Raw genomic sequence first — 18,999 nt, forward strand, 5'->3', positions numbered from 1 at the left:
AGGCCTCAGTATGCCGGGCAAATGTCCCCTAAAAGATGTATGTCACGTCTACCCCTTCAGGCCAGCTGTCTCCGCGCCAGGCCGCCTTAGAGTAATCTAGTAGACAATGGATCCTCAGGCCCCCCAGCCCACCGACCTGATCAGTGCTGAGCAACATGCCTTGCTGCTGACTGGAGACGAGCAGGCGTGGTTTGAGCTGATCAGCGAATACGAGGGCCGCATCTACGGGTACCTTTACCGTCTGGAAGGCAACAGTGAAAATGCACTGGACCTGACCCAGGAAGTGTTCTACCGCGCATGGCGGTCCTTTGGGGCCTTCCAGGCGGGGCAGCGCTTCTTGCCCTGGCTGTATACGGTGGCCCGCAACACCCAGATCGAGTCACACCGCCGCAAACAGCACGCCCGCTTCAGTCTGGATCAGGCGCACGAGGAAATCGGCTATGAGGTGCCCAGTGAGGCCCACTCCCCAGTCCGGGCCGCCGAGAGTGCCGACGCACGGGACCGCGTACAGCGGGCACTGATGGGACTGCCAGATGACTACCGCGAGGCGGTGGTGCTGCGCTTTATGGAAGACCTGCCCTACGAGGAGATCGCTCAGATTCAGGGCGTGGCACTGGGAACGGCCAAAAGCCGGGTGTACCGCGCCAAGGAGCAGCTGGCCGAGTTGCTGCGGGAGCAGGTGCACTGAGGGGATAAAAACCTCATTCTTGGTCAGCAGAAGCGACTTAAGCTCGGTTTATGAGTCTCCCCTTCCACCATGCTGCCGCCACAAAACTTGCCCTAATCGGTTTATCCGGCGCCGTTCTGGGCGTTACGAGCGCGGCGACCACCCCGCTGCATATTTTCCAGACCAAGCCGGGGCATCAGCTGTATACCCCGCTTCTGACGGCCCAAGGCATCACCACCAGAGGGGACAAGCTGTATTACCGCCAGAATACCAATGCCAACGGGACTGTCCTGTTTGACGCCGATCAGTTTGGCAAGGATTCGGTTCTGCTCAGCGCTACACTTGGCGCTGCCAACGAAGTGTATGTCCTGGCCAACCTGCAGAAAGGTGCAGAGAGTCAGAGTACCGTGCTCAAGATACGGGTCAGCGACAAAATGGTCTTAAATAAGGCCGCCTTGCCCTTACTGGGACTGGAAAATGTCTCGCCCGCAGGCTTTGGTTATGACCCAATCCTGAAAGCTGTCAAGGTCAACGCCAGCAAAGGTTATACGACCAATGGGGGCATTCCTTCGGCACGCTACGGCCAGTTCTGGCTCTCTCTGACAGGCACGCCCAAGCTCGTCAGGATACAGTTGCAGTAAGGACCGCTTGCGTTCCTACGCCGTAAGAGAGGCACAGCGACCAGAGGCTGACACCTCCCCTTCTATCTCTCTACGGAATCTCTACCTCTACCCGCGCTCCGGCCTCCTGAGTCAGCAAGAGGGCCAGCACGACAGGCCCGTGCTTGAGCAGATAGGTCATGAAGCTCAGCTCGCGCTCCTGGGGATGGCCGTGCGGCAGCAGATGCGTAGTCAGCCGCCGCAGCTGCCCGGTGCGGGTGTCCTCCTCACGGGCCAGGGCCGCCAGCGCGCGCGTCTGCAGGGCGCTGAAGTGCCGCAGTGCCGAGCGGCGGGCACGTTCGCTGCTGCGCTGCAGGGTAGGGTCCAGCGCGGCCAGTTCTGCGCCCAGCGCCTCCCACTGCTGGCTCAGGTCACGCAGGCGCTCCTGGCTGGTGGCACTCAGCCCACGCTCGGCGGCCAGGGCGCGGCCCAGCACGCCTGCAGGGTCAGCCTGCACCTCGGCGGCGGTGGCCCCCAAGCGGCGCAGCAGCCGCGCCACGTTGGGTTCCAACCAGGTCACGCTCAGGCGCGGCCAGACCACCGGCTGGGTCACCCCATGCCGCCGGTATACCTCGCTCAGCTGCGCCAGATACCCGATTTCGCCGTCGCCCAGGATCAGGGCCAAGTTGGGCAGCAGCGCGTCTTGCACGGTGGGTCGCAGCCCCGCCGCCGGAGTCAGGCGGGTGGAATCATGCTCCAGCAGGTCCAACAACTCCTGGCGGTGATAGCTCTGCGTGTCGGTAACGAACGTCTCCCCTTCCACGCGCAGCAGCCTCCGCTGGCCGTCCTCTTCTTCCAGAAACAGGTTGGTTGCCCCGGCCGGCCGGCGAAGCTGTGGGGTCAGGCCCATCTCCAGCAGCGTCTGGGCGGCCGCCTCAATCTGGGCGGGGCCAGCCAGCGGGTCACTCAACTCACGGGCCAGCGTGGGGGCCATCAGGCGGGCCAGCGGCGGAAACATAGGGTCCAGCAAGATCAGGCCCTGATCGCCCAGCAGACTGAACATCAGCCGGGCGAAGACATCGGCCCAACCCGGCGTGCTCCCGTCCGGCAGAGGCGCGGTGGCAGCTTCAATGCGGGCCAGCACCGCCTCCCGGTGCGGCTGCGGAGCCTGGGAGCGCATCAGCAGATCACGCAGCGCCCCGGTCCACTCGGGTTGCCAGGGAATACGGCCCACCGGTATGCCTTCCGGCAGTTCCATGACCTCGCGCCAGAGCCTTTCCTCCATGTCCAGCAAGCTGACCCAGGCCACTTCTTCGCCGTCATGGTCCTGACTGGCAATCCAGAAGACACCCCGCACCGGAGCCTCCGGGGTACTCAGTTCACGGGCCAGCAGCACGGCGTCGGCGGCCTTGTGGACAGCGTAGGCGGGACCAGTCAGCAAGCCGGCTTGTTGTCCGGCCACCACCACCCGGCCCTGGGGATGGGCCAGGTCGTCCAGGGCCGCCTGGGCAGCGGGCGTCAGCAGGCCCAAGTGGGCATGGTAGTCGCGCAGCGCCGCAACCAGTGCCGAGCGTTCATCCGCTGTGGGCTGATGGCTGGCCCCGCCCGACGCCACCAGCGTCCGCACCCATTCCCGTGGCCCACCGCTGCTCTGCGCCTGAGAGAACAGCTTATTCAGGTGGCCCTGGCGGTAGGCTGCGGCCACGCTCTGGGGGCGGGAGTCAGGGGCAGGAGCGTCGGCGGGCGTGACTTCGGACACGTCTACAGGCTAGCTCATGGGAGCAGACCGCACCATCACAGCTTTTGCAAGGGACTCCGAGGTTAACGCAGTGGTTCGTGGGTCGCTTCCAGCAGGCCGCTCCGGTCAGTCAGGACAATGCGGCGGTAGCCCAGGTCCAACAGGCCCCGGTTGCGGAACTCGCCCAGCAGCTTGGTGATGGTTTCACGGGTACTGCCCACGATGTGCGCCAACTCCTGATGTGAGAGTCGGTCTTGCAAGGCGAACGGCCCAGCGCCGTCCCATCCACCTTGGCGCTCGGCGAAGTGCAGCAAGGTCAGCGCCAGACGCTGTGACACCTCATAAAAGACCAGCCCCGCCAGACGGGCTTGCAACTCAGCTGTTTGCGCCACAATCTGCTCGGTCAGTGCCTGCCCGACTTCTGGTGATTCACGGCGCAGGCGACCCAAGGTCTCGCGGCTGAACATCAACGCTTCGGTGTCATCGGCACACTCGGCGTAGCGGCCATAGACTTGGCCTTCTTGCAACGCCTGGACACCCACCAATTCACCTTCGAGATGGACGACCAGCGTGACTTCACGTGCACCGCCGCCCAGCGAGTACACCCGCACACTGCCGCGTGTGATCAGGTACAGCGTATCGGCTGGGTCGTCAGGATGAAACAGCAGCCCGCCCCGTCCCCAGCGCCCGGTTCGGGCCGCTGCCCGCAAATGGTCCAGGACCGAATCCGGCAGGGACGCGAAAGCAGAAGGGGTCATGACCCACAGTTTGCCACAAGAGCCGTCCGACTTGCGACCTCCTTCACATTGTGGCGCGTGGTGGTGCAATTGCCACGCAAAAGCGTCGGAAAGTTCTGCGTTCAAACTTGTGATGTCGTAGAGGTCATCCGGAACATGGGTGTGAGGTTCAAAGCCAGTCTCTGTCTCCTCGCTCTGCTGCGGAGCTGTGCCAGTGCCAGTCCGCCCGCCTACAACCCGCGCAGGTACGCCCACCTCCGCGATTTTCCGAAGCAGCCTCTTGAGATCGGGGCCGGACAGAATGTTTCGCTTCAGGCAGCAGCTTGCAGTCGCTCCTTGCATCCGCCCGCACCATTCACCCGCCCATCAGTTCAGGCCTTTACACTGGCCCGCGTGAACCTGAGCCAACCTCTACGGTCATCCCGGACCCGCCCGGCACTGCTGGCGCTCAGTGCGCTGTGGCTGAGTAACCTTGACCCCACCTACGCCCGCCCCCTGGTGATCGGCGGCGAAGTGCAGAGCGCCGCGCTGGACTCGCGCCAACTGGGCAGTGGGGAGGCGCTGGCGGTCTGGACCCTGCCACGGCTGGGCGTGGCCGTCCGCAACGATCCCCAGGATCTGCGGCTAGTGTACGGTGGGCGTGAGTTGCGCTGGTCGCCCGCCAGTGGCTGGCAAAGTGTCGGCTTCGGCGGCGTGGCGCCACTGCCCGCCCCGGAGCGCGTGGGCCAGAGCCTTCATGTGAGCGTAACGGTGCTGCGCGCACTGGGCCTCAGCATGACGGCCACTGAGCAGGGTCTGGAAATCCCGGCCCCCACCAGCCAGCCTGCCGGCACCCTGCCGCCCAGCGTGCCTGTCAGCACTGCTGCAAGCCGCCGGATCACCCACACCCTGGGCAGTGTGCGCCACAGCCTGCGCCGCGAGCGTACCGTGCAGATCGAGCGCGTGGTGGTGGAACTCGGCGGCAGCGGCGAGGCCTTTTATCAGGTGCAGCAGCGTGAAGGTGGCCTGACCCTCAGCCTGCCCTATACCCGCGCCGAAGCCCGCTCGGAAGTGCTGAAAGGCGGAGCGGTGCTGCTGGTATCCGGCGCAGCGGACGGTGGCAGCCAGTTGGACCTGCTGACTGGTGGGGGCCAAACCCGAATCTTTGCGCTACAGAACCCACCCCGGATTGTGCTGGATACCGTGCGTTACACCGACCGCAGCCAGACGCCTCCAGTGGCCGAAGACCTGGTGCCAGGCGGCGTGCGCTACCGCCAGGTGGGTGGCCTCAGCCTGCTCAGCTTTGACCCCAGCCAGTACCGTCCCCGTGTGGTGACGGCCCCCTGGGGCAAAAAGGCTGGATTGGCCGATCTGGTGCAGGCCAGTGGCGGCGTGGCCGGAATGAACGGCGGCTACTTCGACGTGGCCAGCGGCAAGCCGGTGGACCTGGTCGCCCAGGGCGGCCTGATGAAAATCGGCAGTCTGGAAAAGCGGGCCACACTGGGCTTTACGGCCAGCGGAGAAGTCCTGCTGGGCTACCCGGCCCCACGCTATATGGTGAGCAGCGGCGGTCAAACCGTCATGGTGAACCAGATGACTCCGCAGGCCAAACCGGGAGCACTGACGGCCTGGCAGGGGGACGGGCAGACGGTGGGCGCAGCAGGTTTCGTGACCCTGGAACTGCAGCCGGGCGGCGCGGCAGTACTGGCGGCCCGCAGTGGCCCTGCGCCGTCCACCCCAGGCCGCCTGAGCCTGACTTTTGAGCCCTCACGGTTCCCGTCCCTGCCCCGCGCCGCCGGAGCGCCGATCAGCGTGAGGCTGGACTGGCGGGCCAGCGACGCCGCCTGGCCCAGCGCCCAGGACGCCCTGAGTGCCGGACCGCTATTACTGCGCGGCGGTCAGGCAGCGCTGAACCCTGGGCGCGAGGGATTCAATACATCAGGCAGCATCTGGCGGGCCACCCACCAGACCGCCTTTGGCCTGCTGGGCGGCTGGCCTACTTTCGCCTATCTGGAACGCGGTACGCCGGAGCAGTTCCTGGCCGCGCTGCGCTCGGCAGGCCTGAGTGACGCCATGCGGATGGACAGCGGCGACAGCAGCGCCGTGTACCTGCGCGGCGGCTATGGCGACCTGGGCGGCTACCTGAACCCGGAGTGGAGCCGCCCCATTCCCAACGCCGTGGTGATGGTGCGGCGGTGATGGTTATGCAGTCACCCTCTACACTGACCCTATGCCAGCCACCGCCGACAGACGCACCCTGATTCTGACTCCTCCACCGGGGGCCGTGGGCCTGATCGGTGATCCCACCGACTGGCAGCGCCGCGACCCCATCGCCGTGCAACCGGGCCAGCCGCTGCGGCTGACCCTGCCGCAGAATGCCTGGATGGAGTACGCCTGGGTAGACGCTGCCGGGCAGCCCTTTGCCGACCCGGAGGGGCTGCCCACCGTGAACCCCTGGTTTCCCTACGCCCGCGCTGCCGAGGTGGGCGAGTGGGCCGAGCATCCGCTATGGCAGGGGCCCGCGCCCGAAAGTGGCACGACCCACCGCCTGAGCTGGGACGGCACGGTGTTCCCCGGACGCCGCCGCGCCAGCGTGTATCTGCCGCGTGGGGTTCAGCCATGTGCGTCCCTGCCCGTCTTTTATGTGCAGGACGGCGTGGCCTTTCAGCGCATCGGGCGGCTGGCGGAGGCGCTGGAACGGGCGGTGCAGTCGGGACTGGCCCGTCCCGCCGCGCTGGTCTTTGTGGAACCCGCCGACCGCGAGGCCGAGTATCACCTGAACGGTGATTATCTGACTTTCCTGACCGACGAGGTCATGCCCCGTGTAGAAGGCGACCTGGCCGACTGGGGCACGCCACTGAGGGCCACAGAGCGCGGATTGTGGGGGGCCAGCCTGAGCGGGCTGATCTCGCTGCACCTGGGCGCGGCGCACCCAGACCTGTTCAGCCGGGTGGTCAGCCACAGTGGAGCGTTCATTGCCCGGCCAGATGCGCGCACGCCGCAGGGTGACATAGATGTGATGACGGCGGGCGAGTGGCTGCGGCAACAACTGGAGGCGAACCCGCCCCGCCACCTGACCGTCAGCCTGGATACGGGGCTGCTGGAGTGGCTGACCGCCCCCAACCGCCGTATGGCTGCGGCGTTGATGGACGGCGGTGTGGACCACCAGTACCGTGAGTACCCCGGCGGACACAACTGGGTCACCTGGCGGCAGGCGCTGATGGAGGCGCTGCTGTTTCAGTTGCAGGGGTAACGGCCTGCCGCCCCTCTAAAAGCAACCCTGGGACAGCCTGGGGTGGCTACTCACTCTGTTCGCAGAGCAATTCTGAGTGGCAGATGAACTCCTCATCAATACTCGGCGTGGGGCTGGCACACTGGGCCTATGCGCCTTCTTGCCCGCGTTTTTCTGTTGGTCGGCCTGTCTCTGGGGCTGACGCTGCCGACCGCCCATGCCGAAGTGACCGCCTACACCACGCCGCAGGGCCAGGCCGCCAGTACCACCGTGCTACACCACACTGCCGCCGACTGGCAAGCAGGCACCTTCAACTCACTGCGGCTGGAAGGCAACGAGCTGGTAGCAGACGGTGAACGCGGGATGTATACCAGCCCCGAACTGACAGTGGCTCCCTTCGACGAGCTGATTCCCAGTTGGAATGTACAGACCCCCAGCGGCTACGCGGTACTGAAAGTTCGCGTGCGGGTCAGCGGCCAGTGGACCGACTGGTATTCCTTCGGGCGCTGGAGCCGTGACGGAGACCGCTACTCCCTCAAGGGTCAGAAAGACGCTTACGGCGAAGTCCTGACCGATACCCTGCGCCTGAAGTCCAAGGCCGACGGTGTGCAGTACCACCTGTCATTGATTGGGCCAGGCACGCGGGCCAGTCTGGTCGCCCTGAATGCTGCCGACCGTTCACGCGGTAGTCTGGGCTTGGGCACGCCCGGCAACCCAGCCCGCTGGGGGCAGGTGCTGAACGTTCCGCAGCGCTCACAGATGATCTACCCAGGCGGCGGCCCGGTGTGGTGCAGCCCCACCAGTACCGCCATGATCATGGCCTACCTGGGCACGGCGGTTTCGGTGCCCACTGCTGCCAAGGGCACCTATGACCGTGTGTACGACGGCACCGGCAACTGGCCTTTCAACACGGCCTACGCCGCCGAGCAGGGCTACCGCGCCTATATCACCCGTCTACCCAGCCTGGCCACCGCCGAGGAATTCATCGCCCGGGGGCAGCCACTGGCCGTCAGCATCGCCTGGGGGCGCGGACAGCTGTCCGGAGCGCCCCTGCCGACCAGCACCGGACACCTGATGGTCTTGGTCGGCTTTGACGCCAAGGGCAACCCGGTACTGAACGACCCGGCCGCGCCCAGCGACTCCGCCGTGCGCCGCACCTACGACCGTGCACAATTCGAAAAACTCTGGCTGGGCCACAGCGGCGGCCTGAGCTACGTGATTGAGCGGCGCTGAGGGACCGTCTCAGGTTCTGGGGCACAGCCTACAGCCAAGCTACTCGAACTCCACCACCACCCCCAGTCCCTCGGCCTGTTCCCTGGCCTGAATCAGTTCAGCCTGAGCGGCAGGCAGCAAGGTGCGCTGAGGATTCTCCCACAGGGCGCGGGCCAGTTTGGAAACGCGGCGGATGCGCAGGGTTTCGCCCTGAGTGCCCAGACTGACCGCCGCCAGCAGCGCCTGAGCTGAGGGCGGCAGCGGGTCCAGCGGGTCCAGCGGCACCTCGGCGGTAACGCGCTCACCAGGGCGGCGCAGGGCCACGCGGGCCAGCTGGCTGCCTTCGCGTAATTCCAGGCTGACCTCGGCCGCGTCGTGCGTCAGTGGCCCGGTGTGCTGCCCCAGCCGCGCCGCGTTTGCCAGATCGTGGGCCGAGCGCATGTGACGGCGGTGGCGCGGCACGTATTTCATCCTCAGGGTGATGCCGCGTTCCAGCACCAGCGCCAGCACCTCTTCACGCAGTGACCACAGCGACGGTGTCCCACGCCCCTTGGACAGAGAGTTCAGCACCGCCCAGTTGTCGGAATAGATGCTCAGCGGCTCGCCCGGCGGGGCGCTGCGGACCGCTTCTAAGACCGCCCGCATCTCGGCGGCATTGTTGTCGGGGGCACTCAGCTGGCCGCCCATCCGGAGCGGCAACTCTCCGCTGCCCAGCAGCACCAGACCCCAGCCACCGCGCCCCTGATCTGCCTGCTCCTCACGCCAGCTGGCGTCCACATAGGCGTGGTTCATGCCCTCAGAATGACATACTGACCCCATGACCAACAGCAGCCAACTGGACGTTCTGGGCCTCTACCGCGAGGCCGGCGCACTGCACGAAGGACATTTTCTACTCGCCTCAGGGCGGCACTCTCCCAAATTCCTCCAGAGCACCACGCTGACCCAGTACCCCCACTACACCGCGCAGCTGGCCGCTGGGCTGGCTGAGCAACTACGGGAGCGCGGCATCCAGGCGGCGCTCACCGTCGGCCCCGCGATGGGCGGCGTGGTTCCCGCCTACGAAGTGGCCCGCGCCCTGGGCCTCCGGTCCATCTTTGCCGAAAAAGACGGCCAGGGCGGCATGAAGATCCGCGAAGCCTTCAGCCTCGCCCCGGCTGAGCCATTTATCGCCATTGAGGACGTGCTGACTACCGGGGGCAGCGTCATGAAAGCGGTGCAGGCCGCCGAAGCTGCGGGTGGACGCTGCGCCGCCATTGCCTGCATCATTGACCGCCGCGATCCCAGCAGCGATCCCCAGACGCTGAACGGTTACCCGCTGGTATCACTCAGCCGCATCCACTTTGATACCTATGCCCCAGACGACCTCCCAGACTGGCTGGCAGCAATTCCGTTGCAGGAAATCTAAGCAAAGCACAAGGCCGAGGCCCTCACGGCGTTCTTCCCGGCCCAGGGTGCCCTGCAATTGATAGCTGCATTCGCCCGCAGGAGCAATTCGCCCCATTACAATGCACCCCATGAACCGCACCGAAGCCAACCTGATCGCCGAAGGGCTGAAATTTGCCATTGTCAGCACCCGCTGGAACCATTTCATCGTGGACCGGCTGGTCGAAGGGGCCGAGCTGGCCTTTGTGCAACATGGAGGCCGCAGTGAGGACCTGGATCACTATGTCGCCCCCGGCGCATACGAGATTCCGCTGATCGCCAAGCGGCTGGCTGAAACGGGCCGCTATGACGCCGTGGTATGCCTGGGCACGGTCATCAAGGGCGACACCGACCATTACGACTTCGTGGCAGGCAGCGCCAACAGCGGCATTCAGAATGTCTCGCTGCAAACTGGGGTCCCGGTGGCCTTTGGCGTCCTGACCACCGAAACGGTAGAGCAGGCCATGAACCGCGCCGGGATCAAGGCCGGCAACAAGGGCGCCGAAGCGGTACTGGCGATGGTGGAGACTGTCAACTTGCTGCGTCAGCTCAAGGAGTAAACCCAGGTCAGGAACAGTCCGGTCAGTTGGCCTGAACCGCCCGCACAAACCGTTCGCGCCCAGTCAGATCCACATGCACTTCGGCCTGCCAGCCCCGTGTAGCCAGCTCGGCCGCCAGCGGCGCAGCGTTGCGTGGGTCCAGTTCCAGCCACAGCACTCCGCCAGGGCTGAGCTGGGTGGCCGCCTGCTTGGCCAACCGCCGGGCCAGACCCAGACCGTCAGGGCCGCCATACAGCGCCAGTGCCGGGTCATGGTCCACCTCAGGGTCCAGGTATCCAGCGTCCGCGTCTGGCAGGTAGGGCGGATTGCTCAGGATCAGGTCAAAGGTACGACCTGACACCGGGGCCAGCAGATCCCCCTGCTGGAACTCTACAGACAGACCGTTCAGCGCAGCGTTCTCGGCAGCCAGTGCCAATGCCTCGGCGCTGAGGTCCAAAGCTGTTACCTGCGCCGCCGGGCAAGCACGGAGATAACCCAAGGCCAGCGCGCCCGTGCCGGTCCCCACATCCGCCACACGCACGGCAGGGTGGGTCAGCGCCGGGTCACCCAGCGCCAAGTGCAGCAACCACTCGGTTTCGGGGCGCGGAATCAGGGCGCGGCGGTCACAGCGCAGCCGCACCCCACCCCATTCCACATGGCCCACCAGATATTGCAGTGGTTCGCGGGCCACGCGGCGGGCCAGCACTTCGTCCAATCGGGCCAGGTCATCTGACGACAACGGCTGGTCCTGCCGCAGCAGCAAGCTCGCTCCGCTGAATCCTGTGACCTCTTCCAGCAGGGTGCGGGCGTCGCTTTCCGGCGAGGCCACCCCAGCGCTGATGAGCCGACCAGCGGCCTGCTGACGCCACTCACGCAGGGTCGTCACCAGGCTCAGCGGGCGGGCGCAGGCTTGACCACCAGGCGCCGTGAGTGGCCCTCGCCTACCGACTGCGTGACCACATGCGGGTTGTCCTTGAGGGCCATGTGGATGATCCGGCGGTCGGCCGGGTTCATCGGCTGAAAATTATGCGGCTCGCCGCTGCTGGCCACCGACTCGGCCACACGGTCGGCCAGCTGGCGCAGCATCTGAAAGTGCCGCCCCCGGTAACCGCCAACATCCACCCGCACGCGCAGATGTTGGCCTTCAGGCATGTACTTGGCCACAGCAGCGTAGGCCAGGGTATCCAGCGCCTCGATCACATGACCCTCGCGCCCGATCAGGCGGCCCACATTCTCACCGGTGATCTCGCCCTCCAGGTAGTCGCCGTCTTGCGTGACCCGCACCGACAGACCAGGGTCAAAGCGCCGGGCCACGCCCCACAGGAACTGCTCTAGGGCAGTTTTGGGATCAGGCTGGTCACCGTAGGATTCCAGTTGCTCCCCCACGAAAGGGGCCGCAGCTGTGGTGGGTGCAGCACCCGGCAGCAGAACAGACGTAGAGGGGCGGGAGGCAGGACTCAGGGGGTTGGGAGCGGAGGTGTCGTCGTCAGCGTCACTGATACCCAACCCCGCCAGATAGTCGCCGAGGTTCTTGGGGTCTTGCATGTGGGACAGTCTAGACCACTGGGCCACCCGCTCAGAGAGACAGGCACTTCAGCAAACCTTGCCCCCGGCCCATGCCTACGGGGCGCAGACGCTACCCTGATGGCATGGCCAATCTGAGTTCTTCAACCATCATGCTCACCGGGGCGGGCAGTGCGCTTGCGACCGCTGTCGCTCAGGAACTGGAAGATGCCGGCGCCCAGCTGGTCTTGGTCGGACGCGGCGAGGCCCTGGCCAAAGCTGCCGACCGCTTTCCGGCCACTGAGATCTTCGATCTGGACCTGAGTGACCCGGCCAGCGTAGAGCAGTTACGCACGGTAGATGTAGACGCGCTGGTCCACACCGAGGGCGTATTTAGTCCCCAGTCGGCCTTGGACGCCACCAGCGCCGACTATGACCGTCTGTTCGCCTCCAATATGCAGAGCCTGTTTCACGCGATTCAGGGGGCTTTGCCGCACATGCTGGAGCAAGAAGACGGCGTGATCGTGGCCCTGAGCGCCCCCCGCGAGTCACGCGGCGAGGGCGCAGCGCTGTATCAGGCCAGCCGCGCCGCCATGACCAGCTATGTTCACAGCCTGCACAGCGAACTGAGGAGCCGGGGTATTTTGGGCTGTGTCATCCATCCGATGGGACCCATCGACACGCTGGAACTGCGCGAAGCTGGCTATGAGTGGGAAGAACTGATTGACCCACGCGGTCTGGCCAAGACGGTGGCCCACGCGCTCACCCGCCCCGCCCGCGCCCACATCACCGAACTGAAGGTGTATCCGCAGAAGTAGGCTTGCTCCCGGCGAACAGAGTAAGAATCAACCACAGCCCCGCCGCTGTGGTCGCGTCCACACCATGAACTCAGCCGAGCGCTCAAAAGCCTTTGTCTCGGCTCTCCGCCAGCACGTCAGTGCTTGAAGTGCCCCAGCATCGGCACGTTGGGCCGCCACTCAGGCCGGGCCACCACCTCGCCGAACAGATCGTATTCGTCGCTGTCCTCAATGCGGGCCTGTACGATGTCCCCGATCTTGATCTGACCAGCAAAGGCGGCGGCATAGAGGTAGACCTGGCCGTCAATACCGGGGGCGTCACCCTTCGTCCGCCCAATCAGACGGGTGCCGGGCTGGTCGCCCTCGTCGTCGTTGAACTCATCCACGATCACGTCCATCACGCGGCCTACCTTCTGCGCCAGCCGCCCCGCGCTGATGCGCTGCGCGACTTCCATAAAGCGGGCCAGGCGTTCTTCCTTGACCGCTTCGGGTACAGGGTCAGCCAGGGCGTTGGCATCGGCTTCGGGCACCTCGGAATAGGTAAAGGCCCCTACCCGGTCCAGTTGCGCCGCTTCGAGGAAGTCCAGCAGCTCCTCGAAATCCTCTTCGGTTTCGCCGGGAAATCCGACGATAAAGGTGGAACGGATGGTCAGCTCGGGGCAGATGTCGCGCCAGCGGCGAATGGTGTCCAGCTGCCTACCGGCACCAGGACGGCGCATGGCTTTCAGGATTTTGGGACTGGCGTGCTGCAAGGGCACGTCCAGATACGGCAGGATCTTGCCCTGCGCCATCAGCTCTACGATACGGTCTACATGTGGGTAGGGGTAGACGTAGTGCATCCGCACCCAGGCGCCCAGCTCACCCAGTTTCTCGGCCAGGTCGGTCAGGTGAGCGCGCACCTGCCCTCCCTGGAACTCGGACTCGCGGTAGCGGATGTCTACCCCGTAGGCGCTGGTGTCCTGCGCGATGACCACCAGCTCCTTGGTGCCGCCCGCCACCAGCCGGAAGGCCTCGTACAGCACAGGGCCGGCGTCGCGCGAGACTTGCAGGCCACGCAGTTTGGGAATAATGCAAAAGGCACAGGTATGGTTGCAGCCCTCGGCCACCTTCACGTAGGCGTAGTGCCGTGGGGTCAGGCGCACGCTGGGCGCGAAGACATCGCCATGGCGGGTCTGCTCACGCGCGGGCAGCTCAGGTCGCATCCCCGGCGCCGCCACGGGCAGCAGGCCGGTAAAGGCATCCTGATCCACCGGCAGCAATTGGCGCACATGGCCCATCACATCATCCACCGCCTCACTGCCGGTAATGGCCGACACCTTGGGGTGACGCTCCATGATCTTCTCCGGGCGCTCGCCCAGGCAGCCGGTCACGATCACCTTGCCGGTGGCGTCCAGCGCCTCCCCAATGGCACTCAGCGACTCCTCAATGGCCGGCGTGATGAAACCGCAGGTGTTCACGATCACGGCCTGGGCATCCTCGTAACTGGCGGCCACCTCGTAGCCTTCGGCACGGAGCTGGGTCAGGATGCGTTCGCTGTCCACCAGGGCTTTGGGACAGCCCAGGCTGATAAAGCCCACACGGGGCGGCGCAGCAGTCGGCGTGATGGAGGGGGTCTGGGTCATGGTGTGGGAACTCCTTGTAGACAGGCAATGGGCGGCAGACAGGGCGGCGCAGACCGCACATTCAACCTGTCAGTGTAATGCATCTGCAGGTACAGACTGTGGCGGGCAACGTCTACATCGCTTGATTGCCACTTTCTACCAACCAGCGTGTCAGCGCAGCACCTATCTCTCTCTAGTCCGCCACCATCACACGGTCACGGCCAATACTCTTGGCGATGAGAAGAGCGCTGTCCGCGTCAGCAAAAGCGCGGGCTGGTTCACCCCCAAGTGGGCTCAGCCCCGCCGAGAGAGTAATGTGCTCGCCTGCGGCAAAGGTCCGCTGGGCCACCTCGCCCCGCGCCTCTTGCAGAATGATCTGGGCCTCGGCCAGCGGCATCGGCGGCAACCGCACCACGAATTCTTCACCGCCCCAGCGATATACAGCGCTGCCCAGCGGCACCGTGTCCATCAAGACATCCGCCACGGAGCGCAGCACCCGGTCACCAGCCTCGTGGCCATAGCGGTCATTAATGCGCTTGAAGTAGTCAATGTCCAGCACGGCCAGCCAGCCGCCGCCCTCCCAGTGGCGCTGCTCTTCGTTGAAAGCACGGCGGTTCAGGAGTCCTGTCAGGGCATCCTGCCGGGCGGCGCGCTCCCCCTGAGCTACCCCCAGGCCGAACACGGTCGCCAGCAAGCTGAAGAACACCAACGCAGCGGCCAGCACCAACGGATGCACCGAGGTGAGTTCCGGATCTGCCTGAAGGAATGAGGCCCGCATAAAATGGAACAGCACCATCCCTGCGCCTGAGATCAGGCCACCGACCAGGAGTGCCCGGTAGGCCGGATAACGTGAAAAGTAGGTGGTCCACAACAAGGCGCTAAGCGGCGTCATCAAGATAATGCTCAGGAGTATGACCCCGGTATCGGGCGGCGGCCCTGACATGGACAGGCCGAAGAGTCCCAGTACCGTGAGCAGGGCCAGCACCAGGCGCAGGCGGAAGCGCGCCGCACCTCGCAGTTGCCAATCCAGCACACCAACCGCCAGAACCGCCAGCAGCAGCGTGATATCCGCAACACGCAGGCCCAGCAAGCTTCCCAGTGACGCGAGCAATACCCCCAGAAAAAGCGGGGCACCCACCCGGAAAAAGAGGCCTGACACCCCATCAGCCAGTTGTGCGGACTGACCGGGAACGGCTCCGTCTGTCCGGGGGAACTTCGCAGACATAATCGCTAGGCTACGCTATTCGGATGCGGGACTTGGCCTGATAAACCTAAAGCCGGATACCTGTTTTTCACAGTCTCCGCCAACCAGGCCAAGCTCCCTGCTGGGCCTCAGCCTATCAACCTAGTCATCCGGAACAGGGGTGAGGTCCAAGCCAGTTGGTGCCGCCTCGCTCTTCTGCCGAGCTGTGCCCGTCTGCTCACCTACAACCTGCGGAGGTACGCCCACCTCCGCGATTTTCCGAGGCGCAGCCTCTAGTAGAGCTTTTGGAGCACCTCATCGTCCACTGAAAAGCTATTGGCTGGGCCAGGGAACTCGCGGGCGCGGACCTCAGCGGCGAAAGCACTCAGCCCCTCACGCGACTGCCGCCCTACCTCAGCGTAGCGGCGCACCATCTTCATCACTGGCCCCTCATTCACGCCCAGCACGTCGTGGTAGACCAGCACCTGGCCGTCACACTCCGGCCCCGCCCCAATGCCGATGGTAGGAATCTGAATCCGCCCAGTGATCAGGGCAGCCAGGGCAGCGGGAATGGCTTCTAGGACCACACTGAAGGCTCCGGCCTGTTCCAGCGCCAATGCGCCGTCCAGCGCCAGCCGCGCCGAGCCTTCGTCCTTGCCCTGGACCCGCAGCCCCCCCTGCGCCGTAGCCGTCTGGGGCAGTAGGCCCACATGCCCCATCACCGGAATTCCGGCGGCGACCAAGCGGCGCACCACGTCCAGTTCGTTGGCTGAGGCGCCTTCCAGTTTGACCGCATCAGCCCCGGCTTCCTGCACCAGCCCCACGGCGGCCCGCAGCGCCTCTTCAGCCCCCAGCTGATAGGTCCCGAACGGCAAATCCACCACCATGAAGGTTTGCGGCGCACCCCGGCGCACAGCGCGGGCATGGTGCAGCATGTCGCCCAGCGTGACCTGCGCGGTGGATTCGTAGCCCAGCACCACGTTGCCCAGGCTGTCGCCCACCAGAATCAGGTCCACGCCCGCACCCTGGGCGTGGCGCGCCTGAGCATGGTCGTAGGCCGTCACCATCACCAGCGGGCGCTCCGGGTGCATCAGCTGCGGCAGGCTCAGCTTTTTGGGAACATCGGTCATGGCTCAAAGGTAGCACTCTGCTGCAACAGACCAGCGAAGGCAGAGTGCGCCGCTGGGCGGTAAAACTGGCGAGGAATCCGCCGCCGTTCTGACTTCCCCCGAAACGCCGTATTGAGCGCGGCGTATTCCTCGTTACTCGCTGCTCAGTCCCGATGTCCTTCAGCTGCCGCCAGCAAGCCCACCAAGCCCCCATCAAAACCTTCCAGCCTGGGCCATACCGGTGGGAAGGGCTGCGAAGCCGTCACCTCGTTGGGCACCACTACGGCCCGCACTCCGGCAGCGACAGCGGCCGTAGCTCCATTCAGGCTGTCTTCAATGGCCAGGCATTCCTGCGGGGCCAGACCCAAGCGGCGCACGGCCAGCGCATACAATTCCGGGTCAGGCTTGACCCGGCGCACGTCGTCGCCCGTACACAGCGTCTCGAAGCGGCCTAACAGGGCATGGTGTGCCAACCAGTCCTCGACCCAGCTGAGGCGCGAACTGGTCACCAGCGCCAGCCGTAGCCCCGCAGTCTGCGCCTGATCCAGCACGTCCAGGACACCAGGCCGCAAGTCCTGACGGCGCAGTTCATCCATCATGCGGCTGTGCAGCTCGGCTCCGATGCGTTCACGCTCGGCCTGGACACCTTCCGGGAGCGCAGCCCAGGGGTCGAATCCCCCAGCTGTCCCGATGCCCTGCTGCCAGTCAGGCAAGGACAACTCCAACCCGTGCCCACCGTAATAGTTTTGCCAGTGCCGAAATTCGGTGGTCTCGGTATCCAGTATGGTTCCGTCAAAGTCGAACAGCAGCGCCTTGATATGGGGGGTCATGACTCAGTGTAGAGCAGAAGTCAAGGTCCACCAAAAGGGCGCGGAACCACCTGGCCCCACGCCTGCCGACGACCGGCCTCAGGCCGTATCGCCAAAGCCACCATACTGGCCGCGCAGCTCACGCTTGAGCACTTTGCCAGTCGCGCCCAGCGGCAGTTCATCCACAAAGACCGTTTCGTCAGGCAGCCACCATTTCGGGAAACTGCCGCTGATGTGGGCAATCAGATCGTCGTGACTCACCTGCTGATCGGGCCGCAACTGCACCAGGGCCAGTGGGCGCTCGTCCCACTTGTCGTCGTGGCGGGCAATGATGGCCGCCATAGCCACTGCCGGGTGGCCCATCAGCGCATTTTCCAGCTCTACCGACGAGATCCATTCGCCGCCCGACTTGACGAGGTCCCTGGCGCGGTCCTGAATCTGCATGTAGCCTTTTTCGTCAATGGTGGAAATGTCGCCGGTATCGAACCACTCCTGGCCGTCAATCTCTAGGAAGGCTCCCTGCCCGGCCCCGCCGTAGTAGCCGCAGGCCACCCAGGGCCCCTGAACCAGCAGTCGGCCCATGCTCTGGCCGTCGTGCGGAACCGGCTCGCCGTTTTCGGAAATCAGCTTCAGTTCCACGAATGCGACTGGGCGGCCCTGCTTGGCCCGCAGCGCGTAGCCCTCCTCGCTCTGGGGATCCAGACCCGGCGGCATGTTGCTGGACGTGCCCAGCGGGTGAGTTTCGGTCATGCCCCAGGCATGGACCACGTTCAGACCGTGGCGCTCCTGATAGGCACGGATCATGCTTTCGGGCGCAGCGCTGCCCCCCACGATCACGCGCTCCTTGGCGCTCAGGTCGTAGGGCTGCCCCGCTGCCTTGGCACGGTCCAGCTCGGCCAGCAGACCCATCCAGATGGTCGGCACGCCCGCAGTCGCTGTCACCTTTTCAGATTCCATCAGCCCGGCCAGGCTTCGCCCGTCATTGAAGATGCCGGCATACACCTGCGCCGAGCCGAATAGGGCCGCCGCGTAGGGAATGCCCCAGGCATTGACATGAAACATGGGCACGACGGGCAGGATGCGGTCGCGCTCGGACATGTTCAACCCGTCCTTGGCTGCAATGGCGAAGGAATGCAGCACCGTAGAGCGGTGGGTATACACCACCGCCTTGGGCTGCCCGGTGGTGCCGGAGGTGTAGCACATCCCGGCAGCTTCACGTTCGTCCAGGTCGGGGTAAGCGGCCAGGGGTTCTTGCGCCATGACCCAGGTGTCGTAGTCCTTGACCTTGGGATGTGGGACCCGCTCGGGCGTCGGCCCCAGCACCAGCACCAGCTCGACAGCGGGGCAGTGCTGCAGCAGCGCGGGAATCATCGCCGCAAAGACATTCTCGATCATCACTGCGCGGCTGCCCGCGTCGTTCAGAATCCAGGCAATCTGCTGAGGGTGCAGCCGGATATTGACCGTGTGCAACACGAATCCGCCGCTGGGAATCCCCAGATACGCCTCCAGGTGACGGAAGGAGTTGGGGGCCAGGGTCGCCACCCGGTCCCCGCGTCCGAGGCCCAGCGCCGTCAGTCCCCCGGCCAGCCGGCGCGCCCGGTCTGCCACCTCGCCGTAGGTGGTGCGGTGCTTGTGTGGGATGGGCTGACCTTGTTCGTCACGCCCAGCCGGGAGCAGGCTGACCACATCCTGCCCCGGAAAATAGCGGCTGACCCGCTCCAAAATGGCCGGAATGGTGAGTTGGACGTCCATCATGGTGCCCTGGATACTGGTGGCCGGAAGATGGGTCCGGTGGGATGGATTAGCGGTCATAGGCTCTCCTTGTCAAAACGCTGAGCGAGCGTTGATGAGCATTTGGCTGTGTAGATTGGC

At 65.2% G+C, this 18,999-nt stretch carries 18 protein-coding genes; 8 read left to right on the plus strand and 10 right to left on the minus strand.

Going from position 1 to position 18,999, the window contains the following annotated elements; all coding sequences use genetic code 11:
• Positions 1–106: 106 nt before the first annotated feature.
• Together LMT64_RS07820 and LMT64_RS07825 are read left to right on the plus strand one after the other, a co-directional pair.
• Positions 107–688 carry an RNA polymerase sigma factor gene (locus LMT64_RS07820; RefSeq protein ID WP_229253138.1) on the plus strand — a complete coding sequence of 194 codons (582 nt, stop codon included), beginning with the start codon at positions 107–109 and terminating at the stop codon, positions 686–688.
• A 50-nt stretch (positions 689–738) separates the two neighbouring features.
• Complete coding sequence (locus tag LMT64_RS07825; protein WP_126351193.1) at positions 739–1,308, plus strand: hypothetical protein; 570 nt, start codon at positions 739–741, stop codon at positions 1,306–1,308.
• 70 nt (positions 1,309–1,378) lie between these two features.
• Here LMT64_RS07825 and bshC read toward each other — a convergent pair whose 3' ends face one another.
• Positions 1,379–3,025, minus strand: a complete 1,647-nt coding sequence (bshC, locus tag LMT64_RS07830) for a bacillithiol biosynthesis cysteine-adding enzyme BshC (protein ID WP_229253139.1) — start codon at positions 3,023–3,025, stop codon at positions 1,379–1,381.
• Positions 3,026–3,087: 62 nt separating this feature from the next.
• Positions 3,088–3,762: a Crp/Fnr family transcriptional regulator gene (locus LMT64_RS07835; protein ID WP_126351192.1), complete on the minus strand. Its 675-nt coding sequence runs from the start codon at positions 3,760–3,762 to the stop codon at positions 3,088–3,090.
• A gap of 372 nt (positions 3,763–4,134) precedes the next feature.
• On the opposite strand from LMT64_RS07835, the gene LMT64_RS07840 reads away from it, so the two are divergent.
• The 3 genes from LMT64_RS07840 to LMT64_RS07850 all read left to right on the plus strand — a co-directional run bounded on the left by LMT64_RS07840 (position 4,135) and on the right by LMT64_RS07850 (position 8,185).
• The gene (locus LMT64_RS07840; protein WP_229253140.1) at positions 4,135–5,919 is read left to right on the plus strand and encodes a hypothetical protein; all 1,785 of its coding nucleotides are present in this window, start codon (positions 4,135–4,137) and stop codon (positions 5,917–5,919) included.
• Between the two features lie 31 nt (positions 5,920–5,950).
• The gene (locus LMT64_RS07845) at positions 5,951–6,973 is read left to right on the plus strand and encodes an alpha/beta hydrolase (RefSeq protein WP_126351191.1); all 1,023 of its coding nucleotides are present in this window, start codon (positions 5,951–5,953) and stop codon (positions 6,971–6,973) included.
• A 129-nt stretch (positions 6,974–7,102) separates the two neighbouring features.
• On the plus strand, positions 7,103–8,185 hold the full coding sequence (locus LMT64_RS07850; protein ID WP_126351190.1) for a peptidase C39 family protein: 1,083 nt from the start codon (positions 7,103–7,105) through the stop codon (positions 8,183–8,185).
• 39 nt (positions 8,186–8,224) lie between these two features.
• On the opposite strand, the gene LMT64_RS07855 is transcribed toward LMT64_RS07850, so the two are convergent.
• Positions 8,225–8,956 carry a ribonuclease HI gene (locus LMT64_RS07855; protein ID WP_126351189.1) on the minus strand — a complete coding sequence of 244 codons (732 nt, stop codon included), beginning with the start codon at positions 8,954–8,956 and terminating at the stop codon, positions 8,225–8,227.
• A 25-nt stretch (positions 8,957–8,981) separates the two neighbouring features.
• On the opposite strand from LMT64_RS07855, the gene pyrE reads away from it, so the two are divergent.
• Together pyrE and ribH are read left to right on the plus strand one after the other, a co-directional pair.
• The gene (gene pyrE, locus LMT64_RS07860) at positions 8,982–9,569 is read left to right on the plus strand and encodes an orotate phosphoribosyltransferase (RefSeq protein WP_126351188.1); all 588 of its coding nucleotides are present in this window, start codon (positions 8,982–8,984) and stop codon (positions 9,567–9,569) included.
• 109 nt (positions 9,570–9,678) lie between these two features.
• The gene (gene ribH / locus LMT64_RS07865; protein ID WP_126351187.1) at positions 9,679–10,146 is read left to right on the plus strand and encodes a 6,7-dimethyl-8-ribityllumazine synthase; all 468 of its coding nucleotides are present in this window, start codon (positions 9,679–9,681) and stop codon (positions 10,144–10,146) included.
• Positions 10,147–10,168: 22 nt separating this feature from the next.
• Here the strand turns inward: ribH and prmC are convergent, their stop codons facing one another.
• Entirely contained in the window at positions 10,169–11,011 is an 843-nt protein-coding gene (gene prmC / locus LMT64_RS07870) for a peptide chain release factor N(5)-glutamine methyltransferase (protein ID WP_229253141.1), read from the minus strand.
• A gap of 5 nt (positions 11,012–11,016) precedes the next feature.
• On the minus strand, positions 11,017–11,670 hold the full coding sequence (locus LMT64_RS07875) for a Jag family protein (protein WP_126351186.1): 654 nt from the start codon (positions 11,668–11,670) through the stop codon (positions 11,017–11,019).
• 104 nt (positions 11,671–11,774) lie between these two features.
• Here LMT64_RS07875 and LMT64_RS07880 point away from each other — a divergent pair, with 104 nt between their 5' ends.
• The gene (locus LMT64_RS07880; RefSeq protein ID WP_126351185.1) at positions 11,775–12,446 is read left to right on the plus strand and encodes an SDR family oxidoreductase; all 672 of its coding nucleotides are present in this window, start codon (positions 11,775–11,777) and stop codon (positions 12,444–12,446) included.
• A gap of 116 nt (positions 12,447–12,562) precedes the next feature.
• On the opposite strand, the gene rimO is transcribed toward LMT64_RS07880, so the two are convergent.
• From rimO to LMT64_RS07905, 5 genes are all read right to left on the minus strand, one after another.
• Positions 12,563–14,047, minus strand: coding sequence for a 30S ribosomal protein S12 methylthiotransferase RimO (rimO, locus tag LMT64_RS07885; protein ID WP_126351184.1), 1,485 nt, complete (start codon positions 14,045–14,047; stop codon positions 12,563–12,565).
• A 172-nt stretch (positions 14,048–14,219) separates the two neighbouring features.
• Entirely contained in the window at positions 14,220–15,251 is a 1,032-nt protein-coding gene (locus tag LMT64_RS07890; RefSeq protein ID WP_126351183.1) for a GGDEF domain-containing protein, read from the minus strand.
• Between the two features lie 251 nt (positions 15,252–15,502).
• On the minus strand, positions 15,503–16,339 hold the full coding sequence (panB, locus tag LMT64_RS07895) for a 3-methyl-2-oxobutanoate hydroxymethyltransferase (protein WP_126351182.1): 837 nt from the start codon (positions 16,337–16,339) through the stop codon (positions 15,503–15,505).
• A 143-nt stretch (positions 16,340–16,482) separates the two neighbouring features.
• The gene (locus LMT64_RS07900; protein ID WP_126351181.1) at positions 16,483–17,148 is read right to left on the minus strand and encodes an HAD family hydrolase; all 666 of its coding nucleotides are present in this window, start codon (positions 17,146–17,148) and stop codon (positions 16,483–16,485) included.
• A 78-nt stretch (positions 17,149–17,226) separates the two neighbouring features.
• Entirely contained in the window at positions 17,227–18,939 is a 1,713-nt protein-coding gene (locus LMT64_RS07905; protein WP_229253142.1) for a long-chain fatty acid--CoA ligase, read from the minus strand.
• Positions 18,940–18,999 lie beyond the last annotated feature (60 nt).

The organism is Deinococcus radiophilus (assembly GCF_020889625.1).
GTDB lineage: Bacteria > Deinococcota > Deinococci > Deinococcales > Deinococcaceae > Deinococcus > Deinococcus radiophilus.